Annotated in this window: 16 protein-coding genes and 4 tRNA genes; 14 read left to right on the forward strand and 6 right to left on the reverse strand. The window is 58.6% G+C overall.

Annotated features, from left to right (window positions below; translation table 11 throughout):
• Positions 1-145: 145 nt before the first annotated feature.
• The 14 genes from ACTQV4_RS07255 (at position 146) to leuB (ending at position 9,738) form a co-directional block, all read left to right on the forward strand.
• Positions 146-227: transfer RNA gene (locus ACTQV4_RS07255), tRNA-Tyr, on the forward strand.
• A 10-nt stretch (positions 228-237) separates the two neighbouring features.
• Positions 238-313: transfer RNA gene (locus tag ACTQV4_RS07260), tRNA-Thr, on the forward strand.
• A 3-nt stretch (positions 314-316) separates the two neighbouring features.
• A tRNA-Met gene (locus ACTQV4_RS07265) sits at positions 317-393 on the forward strand.
• Positions 394-489: 96 nt separating this feature from the next.
• The gene (gene tuf / locus ACTQV4_RS07270; protein WP_154514756.1) at positions 490-1,680 is read left to right on the forward strand and encodes an elongation factor Tu; all 1,191 of its coding nucleotides are present in this window, start codon (positions 490-492) and stop codon (positions 1,678-1,680) included.
• A 278-nt stretch (positions 1,681-1,958) separates the two neighbouring features.
• On the forward strand, positions 1,959-2,108 hold the full coding sequence (gene rpmG, locus ACTQV4_RS07275; protein WP_102372646.1) for a 50S ribosomal protein L33: 150 nt from the start codon (positions 1,959-1,961) through the stop codon (positions 2,106-2,108).
• A 13-nt stretch (positions 2,109-2,121) separates the two neighbouring features.
• Positions 2,122-2,197 (forward strand) — tRNA-Trp (locus ACTQV4_RS07280).
• Positions 2,198-2,273: 76 nt separating this feature from the next.
• On the forward strand, positions 2,274-2,612 hold the full coding sequence (gene secE / locus ACTQV4_RS07285) for a preprotein translocase subunit SecE (protein WP_154514754.1): 339 nt from the start codon (positions 2,274-2,276) through the stop codon (positions 2,610-2,612).
• A gap of 3 nt (positions 2,613-2,615) precedes the next feature.
• Positions 2,616-3,152 (forward strand): transcription termination/antitermination protein NusG, encoded by a 537-nt coding sequence (gene nusG / locus ACTQV4_RS07290; RefSeq protein ID WP_427718370.1) that lies wholly within the window; start codon positions 2,616-2,618, stop codon positions 3,150-3,152.
• Between the two features lie 120 nt (positions 3,153-3,272).
• A complete protein-coding gene (gene rplK, locus ACTQV4_RS07295; protein ID WP_022093893.1) occupies positions 3,273-3,701 on the forward strand; it encodes a 50S ribosomal protein L11 in 429 nt (142 codons plus the stop codon).
• 116 nt (positions 3,702-3,817) lie between these two features.
• Positions 3,818-4,525: a 50S ribosomal protein L1 gene (gene rplA, locus ACTQV4_RS07300; protein ID WP_154514750.1), complete on the forward strand. Its 708-nt coding sequence runs from the start codon at positions 3,818-3,820 to the stop codon at positions 4,523-4,525.
• Between the two features lie 426 nt (positions 4,526-4,951).
• Positions 4,952-6,487 carry a 2-isopropylmalate synthase gene (locus tag ACTQV4_RS07305; protein WP_441569562.1) on the forward strand — a complete coding sequence of 512 codons (1,536 nt, stop codon included), beginning with the start codon at positions 4,952-4,954 and terminating at the stop codon, positions 6,485-6,487.
• Between the two features lie 42 nt (positions 6,488-6,529).
• Positions 6,530-7,795, forward strand: coding sequence for a 3-isopropylmalate dehydratase large subunit (gene leuC, locus ACTQV4_RS07310; RefSeq protein ID WP_441569563.1), 1,266 nt, complete (start codon positions 6,530-6,532; stop codon positions 7,793-7,795).
• A gap of 251 nt (positions 7,796-8,046) precedes the next feature.
• The gene (locus ACTQV4_RS07315) at positions 8,047-8,559 is read left to right on the forward strand and encodes a 3-isopropylmalate dehydratase small subunit (RefSeq protein WP_441569564.1); all 513 of its coding nucleotides are present in this window, start codon (positions 8,047-8,049) and stop codon (positions 8,557-8,559) included.
• Between the two features lie 6 nt (positions 8,560-8,565).
• Entirely contained in the window at positions 8,566-9,738 is a 1,173-nt protein-coding gene (gene leuB, locus ACTQV4_RS07320; protein ID WP_441569565.1) for a 3-isopropylmalate dehydrogenase, read from the forward strand.
• Positions 9,739-9,788: 50 nt separating this feature from the next.
• On the opposite strand, the gene ACTQV4_RS07325 is transcribed toward leuB, so the two are convergent.
• The 6 genes from ACTQV4_RS07325 to ACTQV4_RS07350 all read right to left on the reverse strand — a co-directional run bounded on the left by ACTQV4_RS07325 (position 9,789) and on the right by ACTQV4_RS07350 (position 16,525).
• The gene (locus tag ACTQV4_RS07325) at positions 9,789-10,499 is read right to left on the reverse strand and encodes a metallophosphoesterase family protein (protein WP_441569566.1); all 711 of its coding nucleotides are present in this window, start codon (positions 10,497-10,499) and stop codon (positions 9,789-9,791) included.
• Positions 10,496-12,412 (reverse strand): BMP family ABC transporter substrate-binding protein, encoded by a 1,917-nt coding sequence (locus tag ACTQV4_RS07330; RefSeq protein WP_441569567.1) that lies wholly within the window; start codon positions 12,410-12,412, stop codon positions 10,496-10,498. The genes ACTQV4_RS07325 and ACTQV4_RS07330 overlap by 4 nt, the downstream gene beginning before the upstream one ends.
• A 116-nt stretch (positions 12,413-12,528) precedes the next feature.
• Positions 12,529-13,296, reverse strand: a complete 768-nt coding sequence (locus ACTQV4_RS07335; RefSeq protein ID WP_441546563.1) for a mechanosensitive ion channel family protein — start codon at positions 13,294-13,296, stop codon at positions 12,529-12,531.
• Between the two features lie 334 nt (positions 13,297-13,630).
• Positions 13,631-14,425 (reverse strand): ABC transporter ATP-binding protein, encoded by a 795-nt coding sequence (locus ACTQV4_RS07340; protein ID WP_441569568.1) that lies wholly within the window; start codon positions 14,423-14,425, stop codon positions 13,631-13,633.
• Positions 14,418-15,341, reverse strand: coding sequence for an ABC transporter permease (locus ACTQV4_RS07345; protein ID WP_427718394.1), 924 nt, complete (start codon positions 15,339-15,341; stop codon positions 14,418-14,420). The genes ACTQV4_RS07340 and ACTQV4_RS07345 overlap by 8 nt, the downstream gene beginning before the upstream one ends.
• A gap of 203 nt (positions 15,342-15,544) precedes the next feature.
• Complete coding sequence (locus ACTQV4_RS07350) at positions 15,545-16,525, reverse strand: ABC transporter substrate-binding protein (RefSeq protein ID WP_427718396.1); 981 nt, start codon at positions 16,523-16,525, stop codon at positions 15,545-15,547.
• Position 16,526: the final 1 nt, after the last annotated feature.

Below are 16,526 nucleotides of genomic sequence, written 5' to 3' on the forward strand. Positions count from 1 at the left end.
CGCAGGTCAAAGGTATATAGATACGCCCGGCACCGTGTATTTAGATGTTTTCGTTGACAGCCCCCAAGGTTGCATCGTATTATCTTTTTCGTTCGCGGGGGCGGAGGCCCAAAAGACCAAAGAACCTGCGGATACTTGAACGATTGGGAGTTTGCCCGAGTGGTTAATGGGGACGGGCTGTAAACCCGTTGGCTCTGCCTACATAGGTTCGAATCCTATAGCTCCCACCCGTCAAGTGCCTGTATAGCTCAGTCGGTAGAGCACTTCGTTGGTAACGAAGAGGTCACCAGTTCAAGTCTGGTTGCAGGCTCCATCCGGCGGTGTAGCTCAGTTGGTTAGAGCACACGGTTCATACCCGTGGCGTCACTGGTTCGAATCCAGTCACCGCTACCATAGGTAACACGGTGGCTTCTCAATAGTATGTTGAGAGGCCACTATGGTATAAAGGCATAGTCCCGTCCGGGGACGACCTGTTTAGAGGAGGGCTTTATGGCCAAAGAGAAGTTTGAGCGCACTAAGCCGCATGTTAACATCGGCACCATTGGTCACGTCGACCACGGCAAGACCACGCTGACCGCTGCCATCACCAAGGTTCTCTCCGAGACCGAGGGCTGCAAGGCTGACTTCACTGCGTTCGAGAACATCGACAAGGCTCCCGAGGAGCGCGAGCGCGGCATTACGATCTCCGTCTCCCACGTCGAGTACGAGACTGCTGCCCGTCACTACGCTCACGTTGACTGCCCGGGCCACGCTGACTACGTCAAGAACATGATCTCCGGTGCTGCTCAGATGGACGGCGCTATCCTGGTCATCGCCGCTACCGACGGCCCCATGGCTCAGACCCGCGAGCACATCCTGCTCGCCCGTCAGGTCGGCGTTCCCTACATCGTCGTCTTCCTGAACAAGTGCGACATGGTCGACGATGACGAGCTCATCGACCTCGTCGAGATGGAGACCCGTGAGCTCCTTTCCGAGTACGAATTCCCCGGCGACGACATCCCCGTCATCCGTGGTTCCGCTCTGGGCGCTCTCGAGGGCGACGCCAAGTGGATGGACGCCATTCGCGAGCTCATGTCTGCCGTCGACGAGTACATCCCGACGCCTGCTCGTGACAACGACCTCCCGTTCCTGATGGCCGTTGAGGACGTTATGACCATCTCCGGTCGTGGTACCGTTGCTACCGGCCGTGTCGAGCGCGGTGAGCTCAAGCTCAACGAGCCCGTCGAGATCGTCGGCATCAAGGATACCCAGAACACCGTCGTTACCGGTATCGAGATGTTCCGTAAGTCCATGGACTTCTGCGAGGCTGGCGACAACGTCGGTCTGCTGCTCCGCGGCATCAAGCGCGAGGACATCGAGCGCGGCCAGGTTCTCTGCAAGCCCGGTTCGGTTACCCCGCACACCAAGTTCACCGGTGAGATCTACGTTCTGACCAAGGAGGAGGGCGGCCGTCACACCCCGTTCTTCGATGGTTATCGTCCTCAGTTCTACTTCCGTACCACCGACGTTACCGGTACGGTCAAGCTCCCCGAGGGCACCGAGATGGCTATGCCTGGTGACCACATCACCATCGAGGGCGACCTCATTCACCCGATCGCTATGGAGGAGGGCCTGCGCTTCGCTATCCGCGAGGGTGGCCACACCGTCGGTTCGGGCATCGTCTCCACGATCATTGAGTAAATTAGCTCTCTGATACAGCTGACTTAGAGAACCCGGCACTTATATGGGTGCCGGGTTCTTTTCTACGCTGGTCTTTTTGCCTGATGATTACGCTTAGCTCGCTCTTAAGTTGAGCGTGAGGAATCGATTAGATCTCGTTGGCTCCATTGATGTGTTCCAAATATGAATGGATCTACCGAGAACCAATTGATGCGAGGTTTTCATTGACAGCACTTACGTAGAGCTGATAAAGTACCAACTCGTGCCCGTACGGGGCGGATATGAAAGGTTCAGGATACATGCGTACTCTAGTTACTCTTGCGTGCACTGAGTGCAAGCGCCGCAACTATACGACCACTAAGAACAAGGCGAACATGCCTGATCGTATGGAGATCAAGAAGTATTGCCCCTGGTGCCGTCACCACACGCTGCACAAAGAGACTCGCTAGTCTCTAGTCACATACGCCAGTAGTTCAATTGGTAGAGCATCGGTCTCCAAAACCGAGTGTTGAGGGTTCGAGTCCTTCCTGGCGTGCCAGTCATTATTCCGTAAGCTCCCATTTGGGGGCTTACGGTTTACTCATGTATAAGCGCATTGCGCGGAGGTAACCCAAATGGCCAACAAGAAGAACAAGAAGAAGGCACAGCAGCAGGCGCCTGCCAACAAAGCTGCCGCCAACTCCAAGGTTGAGGCCAAGAAGGCCGTTGCCAAGAAGAGCGAGAAGGCTGCGAAGTCCAAGAAGAACGAGAAGCCCGGTTTCTTCGCCCGCACCAAGAAGTATTTTGCTTCGGTGAAGTCCGAGATGAAGCGTGTCACGTGGCCCGATAAGAAGGAGCTCGTGAACTACTCGGTCGTCGTTTGCGCTTCTCTGATCGTCGTCGGCGTCGTCATCGCTCTGCTCGATGCTGGCTTTGGCGAGGCTCTTGCTCTGTTCTCTGGATTGAGGGGCTAAACCATGTCTAAGCGTTGGTACGTCGTCCACACTTACTCTGGATACGAGAACCGCGTTAAGTCCGATCTCGAGCATCGCATCGAGACCATGGGCATGCAGGATCGTATCTTTGATATTGAGATTCCTATGGAGCGCGTCACCGAAATCAAAGAGGGTGGCAAGCGCGAGACCAAGGATTCTAAGATTTTCCCGGGTTATGTCCTGGTTCGCATGGAGATGGATGACGATGCATGGACGTGTGTTCGCAACACGCCCGGCGTCACCGGTTTCCTGGGCGGCAACGGCAAGCCCGCTCCGCTTTCCCGCGACGAGTACAATAAGATGACTCGTCGTCCCGGTAAGGGCGATTCGCCCAAGCGTACGTCGGTTGATATTGAGGTTGGTACGTCCGTCCGCGTCACCGATGGCCCGCTTACCGACTTTGATGGCAAGGTCTCCGAGGTTAACGCCGAGGCAGGCAAGCTCAAGGTCACGCTGATGATCTTTGGCCGCGAGACGCCGGTCGAGCTTGACTTTAACCAGGTCGCTGTCATCGCTTAAGTTTTCGTCCGTTCGCGCGAGCGTGCTTCTTCTGTGACTGCTCATCTCAGGAGTGCTTCTAACACGTGCGTGCTTACGATATAGCAAGTACTTCACACTCGTGATTCGAAAGGAATGACCATGGCTGAGAAGAAGGTTGCCAACGTCATTAAGCTCCAGATTCCTGCTGGTGCCGCTAACCCCGCTCCTCCCGTCGGCCCCGCCCTGGGCGCTGCTGGCGTGAACATCATGCAGTTCTGCCAGGCCTTTAACGCCGAGACGCAGGACAAGAAGGGCGACATTATCCCCGTTGAGATCTCTGTCTACGAGGATAAGTCCTTCTCCTTCATCACCAAGACTCCGCCGGCGGCTCACCTCATCAAGAAGGAGCTGAACCTCAAGTCTGGTTCCGCTAAGCCCCAGGCCGACAAGGTTGGCCAGCTCTCTCAGGAGCAGCTCACCAAGATCGCCGAGATCAAGATGCCGGACCTCAATGCCAACGACATTGACGCCGCCAAGAAGATCATCGCCGGTACCGCCCGCTCCATGGGCGTCACCATCGCTGAGTAGCGTTTTTCTAGGTAACGACGGGTGCTCCGACCGGGGCGCCCGTTAAATGTGTGCAATAGGGCACACGATACGATGTGGGAGGGCTCACGCCCGTTTAACCACAGGAGGTAATGCACATGGCTAAGCATGGTAAGAGCTATAACGCCGCTGCCGAGAAGGTCGACCGCGCCACGCTCTACACCCCCCTTCAGGCTGCCAAGCTCATCAAGGAGCTCGACACCGCCAAGTTCGACGAGACCGTCGAGGCCCACTTCCGTCTGGGCATCGATACTCGTAAGGCTGACCAGAACATCCGTGGTTCCATCTCCCTGCCCCACGGCACCGGCAAGACCGTTCGTGTTGCCGTCTTCGCCGAGGGCGAGAAGGCCCGTGAGGCCGAGGCTGCCGGTGCCGACATCATCGGTTCCGACGAGCTCGTCGCCCAGATCCAGAAGGGCGAGATCAACTTCGACGCCGCTATCGCTACGCCGAACATGATGGCCAAGGTTGGCCGCATCGGTAAGATCCTTGGTCCCCGTGGCCTCATGCCGAACCCCAAGCTCGGCACCGTGACCATGGACGTCGCCAAGATGGTCTCCGAGCTCAAGGCCGGCCGCGTTGAGTATCGCGCCGACCGTTATGGCATCTGCCACGTGCCCCTGGGCAAGAAGTCCTTCTCTGAGCAGCAGCTCGTTGAGAACTACGCTGCCCTGTACACCGAGATCCTGCGCGTCAAGCCCTCTTCTGCTAAGGGCAAGTACGTCAAGTCCATCTCTGTGTCTTCCACCATGGGCCCCGGCGTCAAGGTCGATCCCGCTGTCCAGCGTGACTTCCTGGCTGAGTAACTTCTAGTTACTGCCTGAGCAAAGCAAGCATTGCTAAAGGAACCCGATTCTGTCTCGTGCAGGACCGGGTTCCTTGCTGTTTCGGGCCAAAACCAACACGAAGGAGATAGGCGCCTTTGTGGTGGTTTTGGTTCAAAATCCCCGTTGCGCGTCGTTTTGCCTGTGTTACACTTTAGCCCAATGTAGTGAATACCCGAGGCTGAAAGGAGCCAGACATGTTCTATAACAAACAGCAGCTCCTAGGCCTAGCGCTACTAGATTGGATAGCGCGCTAGGGTTGTAATTTCGCTATAACGATTAGTTGTACCCGGGTGCGCTATCTTCCGCCGCTTTTGGGCGTGATGGGCGACACGGGTATTATTCTATCTTGAGGCACTCCATCTCTCCTGAAAGCCATCTGTATCTTTAGCCTGTCAGGAGGAAATCATGAGCCGCAAAATCGCAATCTTTGACACAACGCTTCGTGACGGGGAGCAGTCTCCCGGCGCCAGCATGAATACCGAGGAAAAGCTCGTTATTGCACGCCAGCTGGTACGTATGAATGTCGACGTGATCGAGGCGGGATTTCCTATTTCGAGCCCCGGTGACTTTCGCAGCGTGCAGGAGATTGGCAAGATCGCGGGTGACCGGTGCACGGTATGCGGTCTCACCCGTGCGGTCGACAGGGATATCGAAGTGGCCGCAGAAGCCCTCAAGACGGCTCAGAGGCCCCGTATCCATACCGGTCTGGGTGTGAGCCCCAGCCATTTGCGCGACAAGCTCCATATGACCGAAGACGAGGCTATCGAGCGTGCCGTTCACGCTGTAAAGCACGCTCGTAAGTTTGTCGACGATGTCGAGTTTTATGCCGAGGATGCGGGCCGCTCCGATCAGGAATTCCTGGTCCGCATTATCGAGGCAGCGATCAAGGCCGGCGCTACGGTCGTGAATATTCCGGACACCACGGGCTATAACATGCCCTGGGAGTTTGGTGCTCGTATTCGCGATCTGCGCAAGCGCGTGGCCGGAATCGAGGACGTTACGATTTCGGTCCACACGCATAACGATCTGGGCATGGCCACAGCCCTTGCACTCGAGGCCGTCCGCAATGGCGCGACGCAGATCGAGTGCACCATCAACGGCTTGGGCGAGCGCGCGGGCAACACGGCGCTCGAGGAGGTCGTCATGGCCATGAGGATGCACGAGCAGGATCTGGATGCACATACCGATATCGTGACGACCGAGCTTACGCGCGCATCCAAGCTCGTCAGTTCAATTACTGGTATTAACGTGCAGCCCAACAAGTCCATTGTGGGCGCTAATGCGTTTGCCCACAGCTCGGGCATTCACCAGGATGGCGTGCTCAAGGCGCGTGACACCTACGAGATTATCGATCCCAAGGACGTGGGTGCAGCGGGATCCGAGATTATCCTTTCGGCACGTTCGGGCCATGCGGCGCTGCGCCATCGTCTCGCTGAGCTGGGTTATACGTTTGGCGATGAGGAATTCGAGTCGATCTATCAGCGCTTCTTGGAGATTGCAGATCAAAAGAAAGAGGTCTTTGACGAGGATCTGGAGTCGATGATTCAGGAGCGCCAGCGCGAGGTCAAGGCGATCTACACCCTCGACGCGCTCCAGGTTTCCTGCGGCGACCCGCTTATTCCTACGGCCACGGCAACCATCACGGACGAGGACGGCGCGACACGGGTGGTTTGCTCGACGGGTACTGGTCCGGTTGATGCGGCCTACAAGGCGGTCGACAAGGCCATCTCTGCCCATGGCGAGCTGACGGAGTTCAACGTTAAAGCCATCACGCGTGGCATCGACGCTATCGGTGAGGTGACGGTGCGCATCACCGCCGAGGATGGAAAGATCTACACCGGCCGCGGCGCGGATACCGACATTATCGTGAGCTCGGCCAAGGCTTACATCAACGCTATTAACCGCATGATTCAGACCAACCGTTCCAAGGCGGGAAAGTAACAGGCACCAGCCGGGCATGCGCCCGTACGAGAGAGGAATCACATGGCACGTCCCATGACCGTAGCAGAGAAGATTTTGGCGTCACACGCAGGCCTGGACGAGGTAAAGCCGGGCCAGCTGGTCGAATGCGACCTGGACATCGTGCTCGCCAACGACATTACCGCGCCCATTGCAATCGATGTCTTTCGTGAGCTGGGTGCCACCGAGGTATTTGATCGCGATCGCATTTGCCTGGTGCCCGATCACTATGCGCCCAACAAGGACATCAAGAGCGCCGAGCAGACCAAAAAGATGCGAGATTTTGCGCACGAGCAGCATGTGACGCACTATTACGAGCAAGGCTGCGCGGGCATTGAGCATGCCCTGCTGCCCGAGCGCGGCGTGGTGGTCCCGGGTGATCTGATTATCGGTGCCGACTCGCATACCTGCACGTATGGCGCCTTGGGTGCGTTTTCGACCGGTGTGGGCTCAACAGACGCCGGCGTGGGCATTGCCACGGGGCGCGCATGGTTTAAGGTGCCGCCGACGATTCGCTTTGAGATTAACGGCGAGCTTGAGGACGGTGCCACCGCCAAGGACATCATCCTGCACATTATCGGCATGATCGGCGTGGACGGTGCCCTGTACCAGGCCATGGAGTTTGCCGGCAGCACCATCGAGGGCCTGTCGATGGAAGGTCGCATGACAATTTCGAACATGGCGATCGAAGCGGGCGGCAAGGCGGGCATTATCGAGGTCGATGATGTTGCCCGCGCCTGGCTCAAGGGGCGCTGCGAGCGTGATTACGTTGAGTATCACGCCGATCCAGACGCCGAGTATGCCCAGGTTATTGCCATTGACGCGGCCGACATTAAGCCGTGTGTATCGTGGCCGCATCTGCCCAGCAACACCCATCCGGTGAGCGAGAGCCGTCACATCATGATCGACCAGGCGGTAATCGGCTCGTGCACCAACGGACGTATCGAGGATATGCGTGCTGCGGCCGAAGTCATGCGCGGCCATAAGGTTGCCGACGGGGTGCGTTGCATCGTGATTCCGGCGACCCAGGCGGTCTTCCGCCAGTGCATGAAGGAGGGATTGACCGACATTTTCCTAGATGCCAACTGTGTGTTCTCCACGCCCACGTGCGGTCCGTGCCTGGGCGGCTACATGGGCATCTTGGCGGCGGGGGAGCGTTGCGTTTCTACGACCAACCGCAACTTTGTCGGCCGTATGGGCGACCCCACGTCCGAGGTCTATCTGGCCTCGCCGGCCGTGGCGGCTGCTTCTGCCGTGGCGGGGCACATATGCTTACCGTCTGACCTGTAGGGGCTACGGGGTCCTTCGACCTTTGCTCGCTACTGCGGACAGTCCTGGCACTTTTTTGTTCGCCGAAGGCGAACGCTAACTTTCCATTAGCTTTTTTGTAGCCGAAACGCGAACGAGGGATTTGATATTTGCTTGCGTCGAGTTCCGCACGAGCCGGAGAGCACTTAATGTGCTCTCCGTGCGAGCAGGACTGTCCGAGTAAGTAAGTAAATATCAAATCCCCCGCATTCCATGTTTGAACGGAGAATGATATGAACTTTGAAGGCAAGGTATTTAGGTATGGTCGTGATGTTGATACGGATGTCATCATCCCTGCTCGGTATTTGAACTCGTCGGATCATGCGCATTTGGCTTCGCATGCTATGGAGGATATTGATCCCGCGTTTGCCTCTGCCGTGAGGCCCGGTGACATCATTGTGGCTGAGGAGAACTTTGGTTGCGGCTCTTCGCGTGAGCATGCTCCGGTTGCCATTAAGGCTGCAGGGGTGTCGTGTGTTATTGCCAAGAGCTTCGCACGCATCTTCTATCGCAATGCCATTAACGTGGGCCTGCCCATTATGGAGTGCCCCGAAGCTGTCGATGCGATTTGTGCCGGCGATACCGTGAAGGTCGATACCGATGCGGGTGTCATCACCAACGAGCGTACTGGCGAGACTTTTACAGCTGAGCCGTTCCCGCCATTTATTGCCGAGATTATCGAGGCCGGCGGTTTGGTTGCGCGCACGCGTGTCAAGATTGTCGCGGCAAAGGCTCAGGAGGCGTAAGCGATTATGACGGTCAAGCTGGATAATCCGTTTGCAAACGGGCCGAGTAGCGAGAACTGGAGCTGCAACGTGAAGAAGACCTATAAGATCTGCTGTCTTCCTGGTGACGGCATTGGGCCCGAGGTCATTGCCGAGGGTAAGAAGGTGCTGGCTGCCGTGGGCAAGCGCGCTGGCGTAGAGTTTGCCTTTGAGGATCACCTGATTGGTGGCGCGGCGATCGATGCGTGCGGCAATCCGCTGCCCGATGAAACCCTTGCGGCGGCAAAGGCGTCGGACGCCGTGCTGTTGGCATCCGTCGGTGGCCCAAAGTGGGATTCGACCGATCCGGCGGTCCCGCGCCCCGAGCAAGGCTTGCTGCGTATCCGCAAAGAACTCGGCCTCTATACCAACCTTCGCCCTGTAAAAATCTACGACGCACTTGCCAGCGCATCGACGCTTCGTCCCGAAGTCATCAAGGGCGTTGACATGGTACTCGTCCGCGAACTTACCGGTGGCATTTACTTTGGCAAGCACGAGCGCTTTTATGACGAGGGCGGTGCGGGCACCGACGGTGTGGCTGGCCAGCGCGCGGTTGACGTAATGGAGTACCGCGAGTACGAAGTTGAGCGCATCGCCCGCCAGGCGTTCGAGGCAGCTCGCAAGCGCCGCGGCAAGGTGACAAGCGTGGACAAGCGCAATGTATTGGAGACGAGCCGCATGTGGCGTGAGGTCGTGCATCGCGTGCATGACGAGGAGTATCCAGATGTAGAGCTTGAGGACCTGCTCGTCGACAACGCCGCCATGCAGCTCATTAACCGACCGGCCGACTTTGACGTCGTAGTTACGGAGAACATGTTCGGCGACATTCTCTCCGACGAGGCGGCGCAGATTACCGGATCGCTCGGCATGCTTGCCTCGGCTTCGCTGGGCGATGGTGTGTCGCTGTTTGAGCCGAGCGCCGGCAGCGCGCCCGACATCGCGGGGCTCGGTATCGCTAACCCGCTCGCGCAGATCCTGTCGGCGGCAATGCTGCTCACGTACGCGCTCGACATGGGTGAGCAGGCTGCTTGGATCGAAAATGCCGTGGCACGTGTGCTTGACGAAGGCTGGCGTACCCGCGACATTGCCGATGCCAGTACCCCTGCCGATAAGACCCTCGGCACGACCCAGATGGGCGATAAGGTCATCGCCGCGCTGTAGCGTCGAGATGTCCGGAACCACCACAAAGGTGCTTGTCCCCTTTGTGGTGGTTACCAGGGGGTTCTGGCGGTTGAGGACTCGATTGCCTCGTGGCGCTTGAGCTCGCGGCGCATGGTTTGCGAATTGAGCCAGGCTGCCTGCCAGCCACGGATGGGGTAGCGCGCTTCGTCCAGCTCAAACTGCGTATAGCCGCAGGCGTTGATAATCGTCGTCCCGCATGCGTGCTGGCGTTCGCGTTGAAAGTCGCGAACATAGCATTGGTGCACATGCCCGTGCACCATGTAGTCGGGATTCCATGTCTCGAGCGCTGTGTTAAAGCATTCGAATCCCCGATGTGTCAGATCGTCCAGATCGCCCATGCCGGCGGCGGGCGCATGGGTGAGCAAGATGTCGCAGCCGCCGACCATCCTCACTTTGCGGGACAGCTTGCGCACGCGCTTGGCCATCTCGCGCTCGGTGTACATGTTAGCGCCATCTCGATAGCGCATGGAGCCGCCAAGCCCCGCAATGCGGACGCCGCGATACACGTACACGGTGTCTTCGACACAGATGCAGCCGCCCGGTGCATGACGCGCGTAGCGGTCATCGTGATTGCCACGCACGTAGATGAGCGGTCTGTTGATGACCGTGACCAAAAACTCAAGATAGTCCGGGTCTAGATCGCCAACGGACAAAATTAGGTCGACACCCTCAAAGCGTTCCTTGCGAAAGCACTCCCACAGGCATCGCTCTTCGGTATCGGCTATGGCAAGGATTTTCATAGAGCACGGACCTTCGGCTCATCGTCGGGCTGCGGAATGGTGCCCACCACGTTGTCTGCCAGCCAGTCCATCTCGACGATTTGCGTGCTCGGCAGCGGGGGGAAGCCCTCAATCTGCACCACGCCGTCTTGGCTATGGAGCTCGCCGCCAAATGGATTGATGGAGCCCTCGACGATGCCATTGCGGAGGAGCTGAACAAGCTTGCGCGTCTGATAGGGCAGGCCCGGAGCGTAGCGAATGTCGATAACGCCCGAGCTCATGCCATACCAGTAGTTGACGGCGCGGACCCGGCTGTCGTCACTGGTCTCGTCCCAGGTGCCATGCAGTAGACTTCGCACGATAAGCTCGTAGTATCGGCCCCAGTTCCATACCGACATGGCAATGCCGGCAACCTTGCCATCGACCAGGCGGTGGAGTCCGTAGGCCGTGGGGTCTTCGAGCGACTTTGACATGTCGGCGCCGGTCATGACGCTCACGCCTTCGCGGCACATGGCCTCGGCAAGGCCTCCGGCGGGCACATCGCCCCAGGTTAGGATAATTTGCGCACGGGGGTCGAGCAGCGAGGCGCCAATCGCAAAGGCGTTGATCTCGCTGAGTGCGCCCGAGGCGAAGACCGACGCGTGGTAACCGATGCGGTGGTTGTCCGCCATGCTGGCGGCAAGGGCGCCCAGGAGAAACTTGGCTTCGTACATCTTGCCAAAGTACGAACGGACGCTTTGGTGGGGAAGGCCGATGGAGCAGTTAAGGAACCGAACCCGGGGATATTCAACGGCAGCCCTGAGCGTGTATTCCATCAGGCGGTGCGAGGTCGAGAAGATGACGTTTGCTCCATGTTTGACAGCCGTTTCCACGGCGGCGTAGAACACGTCCGGATCGTGACAGTCCTCAAACGCCTCGGTGCGCACGATACCGCCAAAGTGCTCATCGAGATACTGACGCCCTTGGTCGTGCAGGCTGTCCCAGCTCGACGTCGCACAGGTGAATTCATGGATAAAGGCGATGCGCAGGGGGTTGGCCGCCGAATAGACGGTCTTGCCCATAAAGAAGTTGAGCATGCCGGAGGTGGACTTGGCGGGCGACTCCTCCTCATCGACGTTCGGCGCTTCGACAAGATCGACCTTGTCCTCGTCACTTTTCCCGGCAATGACCAGTTCGCGCCAGATCTTGCACAGGCGGTTTACGACGATATCTGTCGGCGTATCCAGCAGGCGGTCCTGGTTGTACACATTGAGGTAGACGAGCATGGCGTCGGCGGGCGTAATGTCCAGGTGGTCGCCGCCCGCGCGAAGGTAGGCGCGCTTAAAGAGTAGGAAGGTGTGGCGCAGGTAGTCGACCTTTTTCTGGGGCCATTTTTCGATAAGGTTCTGACCGAGCATCTTGGCGAGCGTTTCGTAGCTTCCTTCGCGCGAGAACTCGATCTCGTATAGGGGGCAGACGCGCCAAAACGCGCAAAACTCGCCGTACAGGCGGCTTTCGACGGAATCCCATTTGCCGGGGTAGAGGCGGGTGACCTTGGCCGAAACCGTCGGGGCGTCCAGGAATTTGAGGACGCTGACGCGCTTGTTGCCCTCCTGGACATAGAACCGATGCATGAACTCGGTGACGATGATGGGGTCGCGATAGCCCTCGGTTACCTGAATGTCGTAGAGGTTGGACCACTTGCGGGCGAACTCGGTGCTAAACGGCAGCAGGGGCATAAAGTTGCATGAAAAGGCGGACTGACGGCCCTTGGTAACCGTGCCGACAACCATTTCGAGCGGAATATCCCGCAGGCCGACATTCTCTCGCTGACCTAGGGGGAGCTGGGCAACCAAACTGTCGAGGTCCGTAAGGTATGGATGCTCGCATTGGCTAATGGCGCGTCGACGTCCTTGCTCGCCGCGCTTGCGTGCTTGACGGTAGGCCTCTTCCATAGTTTGCTCCCTTAGTCGTTTAAACAACTGTATGAACTATGGTACCACGAATGAAAACCTCCCATTTCCCGATGTCCAAGAAATGGGAGGCAGTTCACTGTCCCCTTTGTGGTGCTTTAGGCGATGATGGGAGCGATAGCGCGGATGCAGGCGTCGGCAGCGGTGAATGTGGTGCTGTCGTCACTGACGATAAAGATGATCTTGCCCTTGATGCCAAAGTCGCCGATTTCGCTAAAGAGCACGTAGGGCTCCTGGTCAAAGCCCGAGATGGGCGAGACGGCCGTTTTGGTGGCGCTGGTCAGCTCGTCTGCCAGCGCGTCAAGGGAAGCCCATTTAGACGTGTCCTTTACGGCAACGGGCACGGCCACACGTCCAAAGGGCATCAGATGCACGAGCGTGTCCTTGGAGATGTTGGAGTTGGGCACAATGATGGTCTGCCCGTAGGCATCCTCGATGGTCGTGTGGCGCCAGGTGATGTCCTGGACCACGCCCGACACGCCGCCAACCTCGATATTGTCGCCGGGCTTGATGATGCCCATAAAGGTCACCTGCATGCCGCCGATAAGGTTCGACAGCGTGTCCTGAAAGCCGAGCGAGATGGCAATGCCGCCGACGCCAAGAGCGGCGACGAGCGCGTTTGCGTTAATGCCAAAGCAGTTGTCTAGGATAAAACTGCCGCCGACCATCCAGATGACGGCGCGCGCAATGTTGATGAAGATGCTCGATGCCGGAAGCGGGTTATCGTCGCGGTTGAGCAGGTGACGCAGCGTCTTGGAAACGACTTTGGCGGCAACGGCGGTGCCTATCGCCAAGATGCCGGCCCAGATGATGTTGTGGACCCACCGCTGCTCAAAGAAATGAAGAATCGGCTCAAACAATTCCATGTAGGGAAAACCTCCTCATGATCGTTCAACCATGATACCCACCAAAAAGCCCGTCCGATCACAACGGACGGGCCGATAACTTGAGATGGGGCGTCCGCGGTGGCGTAAGCTGGGGCGCCGGCGAGTACGCCGGCAAGGAGTGCGGCGGTCAAGCAAGACGAGGAAGAGATCCTCTCATGGCAGTTTCCTTAGTTCTTAACCAGTGGTCCCTGCTGACGCTGGATTATCGACATAATATGCGAAAACCGCCGCAAAGGTGCCTGTCCCTTTGCGGCGGTTTTGACGTCTGCGCAGATAAAACCTGCCAAAATAAACCTGTCCCTTTTTGGTAGGTTTAGCTCAGCAGCATGCGGTCGTTGGCGAGCTCGCCGCCCGAGACCTCCTCGAACTTCTGAAGCAAGTCGGCCACGGTGAGCGATTTCTTCTCATCGCCCGCCACGTCGTAGATTACGTGGCCCTCGTGCATCATGATCAGGCGATTGCCCAGACGGATAGCGTCGTTCATGTTATGCGTGACCATGAGCGTGGTCAGGTGGTTCTCGTCGACGATCTCCTCGGTCAGATCGAGCACCTTAGAGGCCGTTTTGGGGTCGAGTGCCGCGGTATGCTCGTCGAGCAGCAGCAGGCGCGGCTTGTTGAGCGTGGCCATGAGCAGGGTGAGTGCCTGGCGCTGGCCGCCCGAGAGCAGGCCGACCTTGGCGTTGAGGCGCGTGTCCAGACCAAGGTCCAGGCGTATGAGCAGCTTGACGTACTCGTCCTTCTCGGCCTTGGTGACGCCCCACGAAAGGCCGCGACGCTGGCCGCGACGCTTGGCGAGTGCCAGGTTCTCGGCAATTTGCATGTCGGCTGCGGTGCCGCGCATGGGGTCCTGGAACACGCGGCCCAGGTACTTGGCACGCTGCGACTCGCTCAGACGCGAGATGTCGGTGCCGTCGAGCTCGATAACGCCCGAATCGAGCGGATACACGCCGGCGATCATGTTGAGCAGCGTGGACTTGCCGGCGCCGTTGCCGCCAATCACGGTTACAAAGTCGCCATCGTTGAGGGTAAGGTCGACGCCGGTAAGAGCGCGCTTTTCGGTGACGGTGCCCTTGTTAAAGGTCTTCTTGACGTGCGAGAGCTTAAGCATCTGCCTCATCCCCCTTCGTGTAGGAGCTGCGGAGCTTATAGCGCTCCCAAACCACGGGCACGCATAGGGCCACGGCGACAATCACGGCGGAGAGCAGCTTCATGTCGTTGGCGTCCATGCCCAGCTGCAGCACGATGGCGCGGATGAGGAAGTACACCACGGAGCCAAAGACGGCGGAGGCAAGACGGACGCTAAACTGCGTGAGACCGCCGGGCAGCAGGCGGCCGAGCACCTCGCCGATAACAATGGCGGCGAGACCGATAACGATGGCGCCGGTGCCCATGCCAATGTCGGCGTACTTCTGGCTCTGGCAGATGAGCGCGCCCGAAAGGCCAATGAGGGCGTTGGAGAGCACGAGGGCGATCATCTTAGTGGAGTTGGTGTTGACGCCCAGGGCACGGATCATGTACTCGTTGTTGCCGGTGGCGCGCAGCGCCGAGCCGATCTCGGTGCCAAAGAACCAATACAGGATGGCAACGATAGCAACGGCGAGCAAGATGCCCAGGATGATGGCAACGGTGGACTGCGGCAGGCCCGTCATATTGCTGACGGCCGAGAACACGGTGCCCTTGGCAAGGATGGGCGTGTTGGATTTGCCCATGATGCGCAGGTTGATGGACCACAGGCTGATCTGGGTGAGGATTCCGGCGAGGATCGCGGGAATCTCAAAGACGGTGGTCAGAATGCCCGTGACCGCGCCCGCAATGGCGCCGGCGCACATGCCGGCCAAAACGGCCAGCAACGGGTCGGCATTGTTGTTGACGATGAGCACGGCGCAGACGCAGCCGCCGAGGGCAAAGCTGCCGTCACAGGTCATATCGGGGATGTCGAGCAGGCGGAACGTGATAAACACGCCAAGCACCATAATGCCCCAGAGGACACCCTGCGAAACGGCGCCCTGCAATGCAATGAGCATGCTTCATACCTCCTAGGATAGGGTGGACACGTGATTTTCCATAATAGCGGTACCAATGCATAAAAGAGCAGCGGACGGACATTTTGTTTTACCAAAAACAAGCAGGGCGAACGCCGGTCTTTAGCGTTCGCCCCAATGACTCAGATATTGAATAACACAGCTATGGCGCAAGCGCGTGCCTAGCTGCGTTACCGCGCATGGCGCTACTCGTCTAGAGCGGAAAGGTCGATGCCCAGGGCCTCGGCCATCTCGTCGTTCTTGACGACGACCAGATCCTTGCTCGAGAGGTGCTTGATCGGCATATCCTCGGGCTTGGCCTCGCCCTTCAGAATCTTAACGGCCATCTCGCCCGCGGCGTAGCCCAGGTCCTCATAGTTGATGGAAAGGGTGAACAGGCCGCCGGCCATGCACATGCCCTCCTCGCCGGTCACAAAAGGAAGCTTGTTCTCCTTGCAGATCTGACCGACCTGCGAAGCGCCCGCGGCGATAGTGTTGTCAGTGGGGGAGTAGAGCGCGTCGACCTTGCCTACGGCAGACTCGACGACAGACTGGATCTCGTTGGAGCTCGAGACGGTGAAATCGGTGTACTCCAGGCCCAGCTTGTCGAGTTCCTTCTTGGCGGCCTTGATCTGGACGTCGGAGTTGGACTCGGCGGTGCAGTAGAGCAGACCGACCTTTTTAACGTCGGGCAGGACCTTCTGCATCATCTCGAGCTGCTCGGCGACCGGGGTGAGGTCGGAGGCGCCGGTGACGTTGGTGCCGGGCTTGTCGTTGTCCTGGACCAGGCCGGAGGCGGCGTAGTCGGTGATGGCGCAGCCCACGATGGGGATATCGGCCGTGGCGCCGGCGGCAGCCTGTGCGGCAGGCGTGGCGATGGCGTAGATCAAGTTGACGTTGTCGCCCACAAACTTGTCGGCGATGGACTTACACGTGGACTGGTCGTTCTGGGCGTTCTTCTGGTCGATCTTGACCTTGAGTCCGCTCTTCTTGATGGCCTTGACAAAGCCGTCGTTGGCGGCGTCGAGCGCGGAGTGCTCAGTGAGCTGCAGAACGCCGATGGTGTAGTCGGAACCGGCGGCTGCAGAGCCGGAACCAGAGTTGCCGCCGCATCCGGCGAGCGGGGCCAGTGCGAGCAGGCCGGCGGAGACCAGAAGGCTCCTGCGGCTGATGGTGATGTCGTTCATG

The organism is Collinsella sp. LCP19S3_B11 (genome assembly GCF_052121915.1).
GTDB lineage: Bacteria > Actinomycetota > Coriobacteriia > Coriobacteriales > Coriobacteriaceae > Collinsella.

Coding starts and splice junctions, on each gene's coding strand:
- tuf (WP_154514756.1), top strand. CDS start 490: ATGGCCAAAGAGAAGTTTGAGCGCACTAAGCCGCATGTTAACATCGGC.
- rpmG (WP_102372646.1), top strand. CDS start 1,959: ATGCGTACTCTAGTTACTCTTGCGTGCACTGAGTGCAAGCGCCGCAAC.
- secE (WP_154514754.1), top strand. CDS start 2,274: ATGGCCAACAAGAAGAACAAGAAGAAGGCACAGCAGCAGGCGCCTGCC.
- nusG (WP_427718370.1), top strand. CDS start 2,616: ATGTCTAAGCGTTGGTACGTCGTCCACACTTACTCTGGATACGAGAAC.
- rplK (WP_022093893.1), top strand. CDS start 3,273: ATGGCTGAGAAGAAGGTTGCCAACGTCATTAAGCTCCAGATTCCTGCT.
- rplA (WP_154514750.1), top strand. CDS start 3,818: ATGGCTAAGCATGGTAAGAGCTATAACGCCGCTGCCGAGAAGGTCGAC.
- ACTQV4_RS07305 (WP_441569562.1), top strand. CDS start 4,952: ATGAGCCGCAAAATCGCAATCTTTGACACAACGCTTCGTGACGGGGAG.
- leuC (WP_441569563.1), top strand. CDS start 6,530: ATGGCACGTCCCATGACCGTAGCAGAGAAGATTTTGGCGTCACACGCA.
- ACTQV4_RS07315 (WP_441569564.1), top strand. CDS start 8,047: ATGAACTTTGAAGGCAAGGTATTTAGGTATGGTCGTGATGTTGATACG.
- leuB (WP_441569565.1), top strand. CDS start 8,566: ATGACGGTCAAGCTGGATAATCCGTTTGCAAACGGGCCGAGTAGCGAG.
- ACTQV4_RS07325 (WP_441569566.1), bottom strand. CDS start 10,499: ATGAAAATCCTTGCCATAGCCGATACCGAAGAGCGATGCCTGTGGGAG.
- ACTQV4_RS07330 (WP_441569567.1), bottom strand. CDS start 12,412: ATGGAAGAGGCCTACCGTCAAGCACGCAAGCGCGGCGAGCAAGGACGT.
- ACTQV4_RS07335 (WP_441546563.1), bottom strand. CDS start 13,296: ATGGAATTGTTTGAGCCGATTCTTCATTTCTTTGAGCAGCGGTGGGTC.
- ACTQV4_RS07340 (WP_441569568.1), bottom strand. CDS start 14,425: ATGCTTAAGCTCTCGCACGTCAAGAAGACCTTTAACAAGGGCACCGTC.
- ACTQV4_RS07345 (WP_427718394.1), bottom strand. CDS start 15,341: ATGCTCATTGCATTGCAGGGCGCCGTTTCGCAGGGTGTCCTCTGGGGC.
- ACTQV4_RS07350 (WP_427718396.1), bottom strand. CDS start 16,525: ATGAACGACATCACCATCAGCCGCAGGAGCCTTCTGGTCTCCGCCGGC.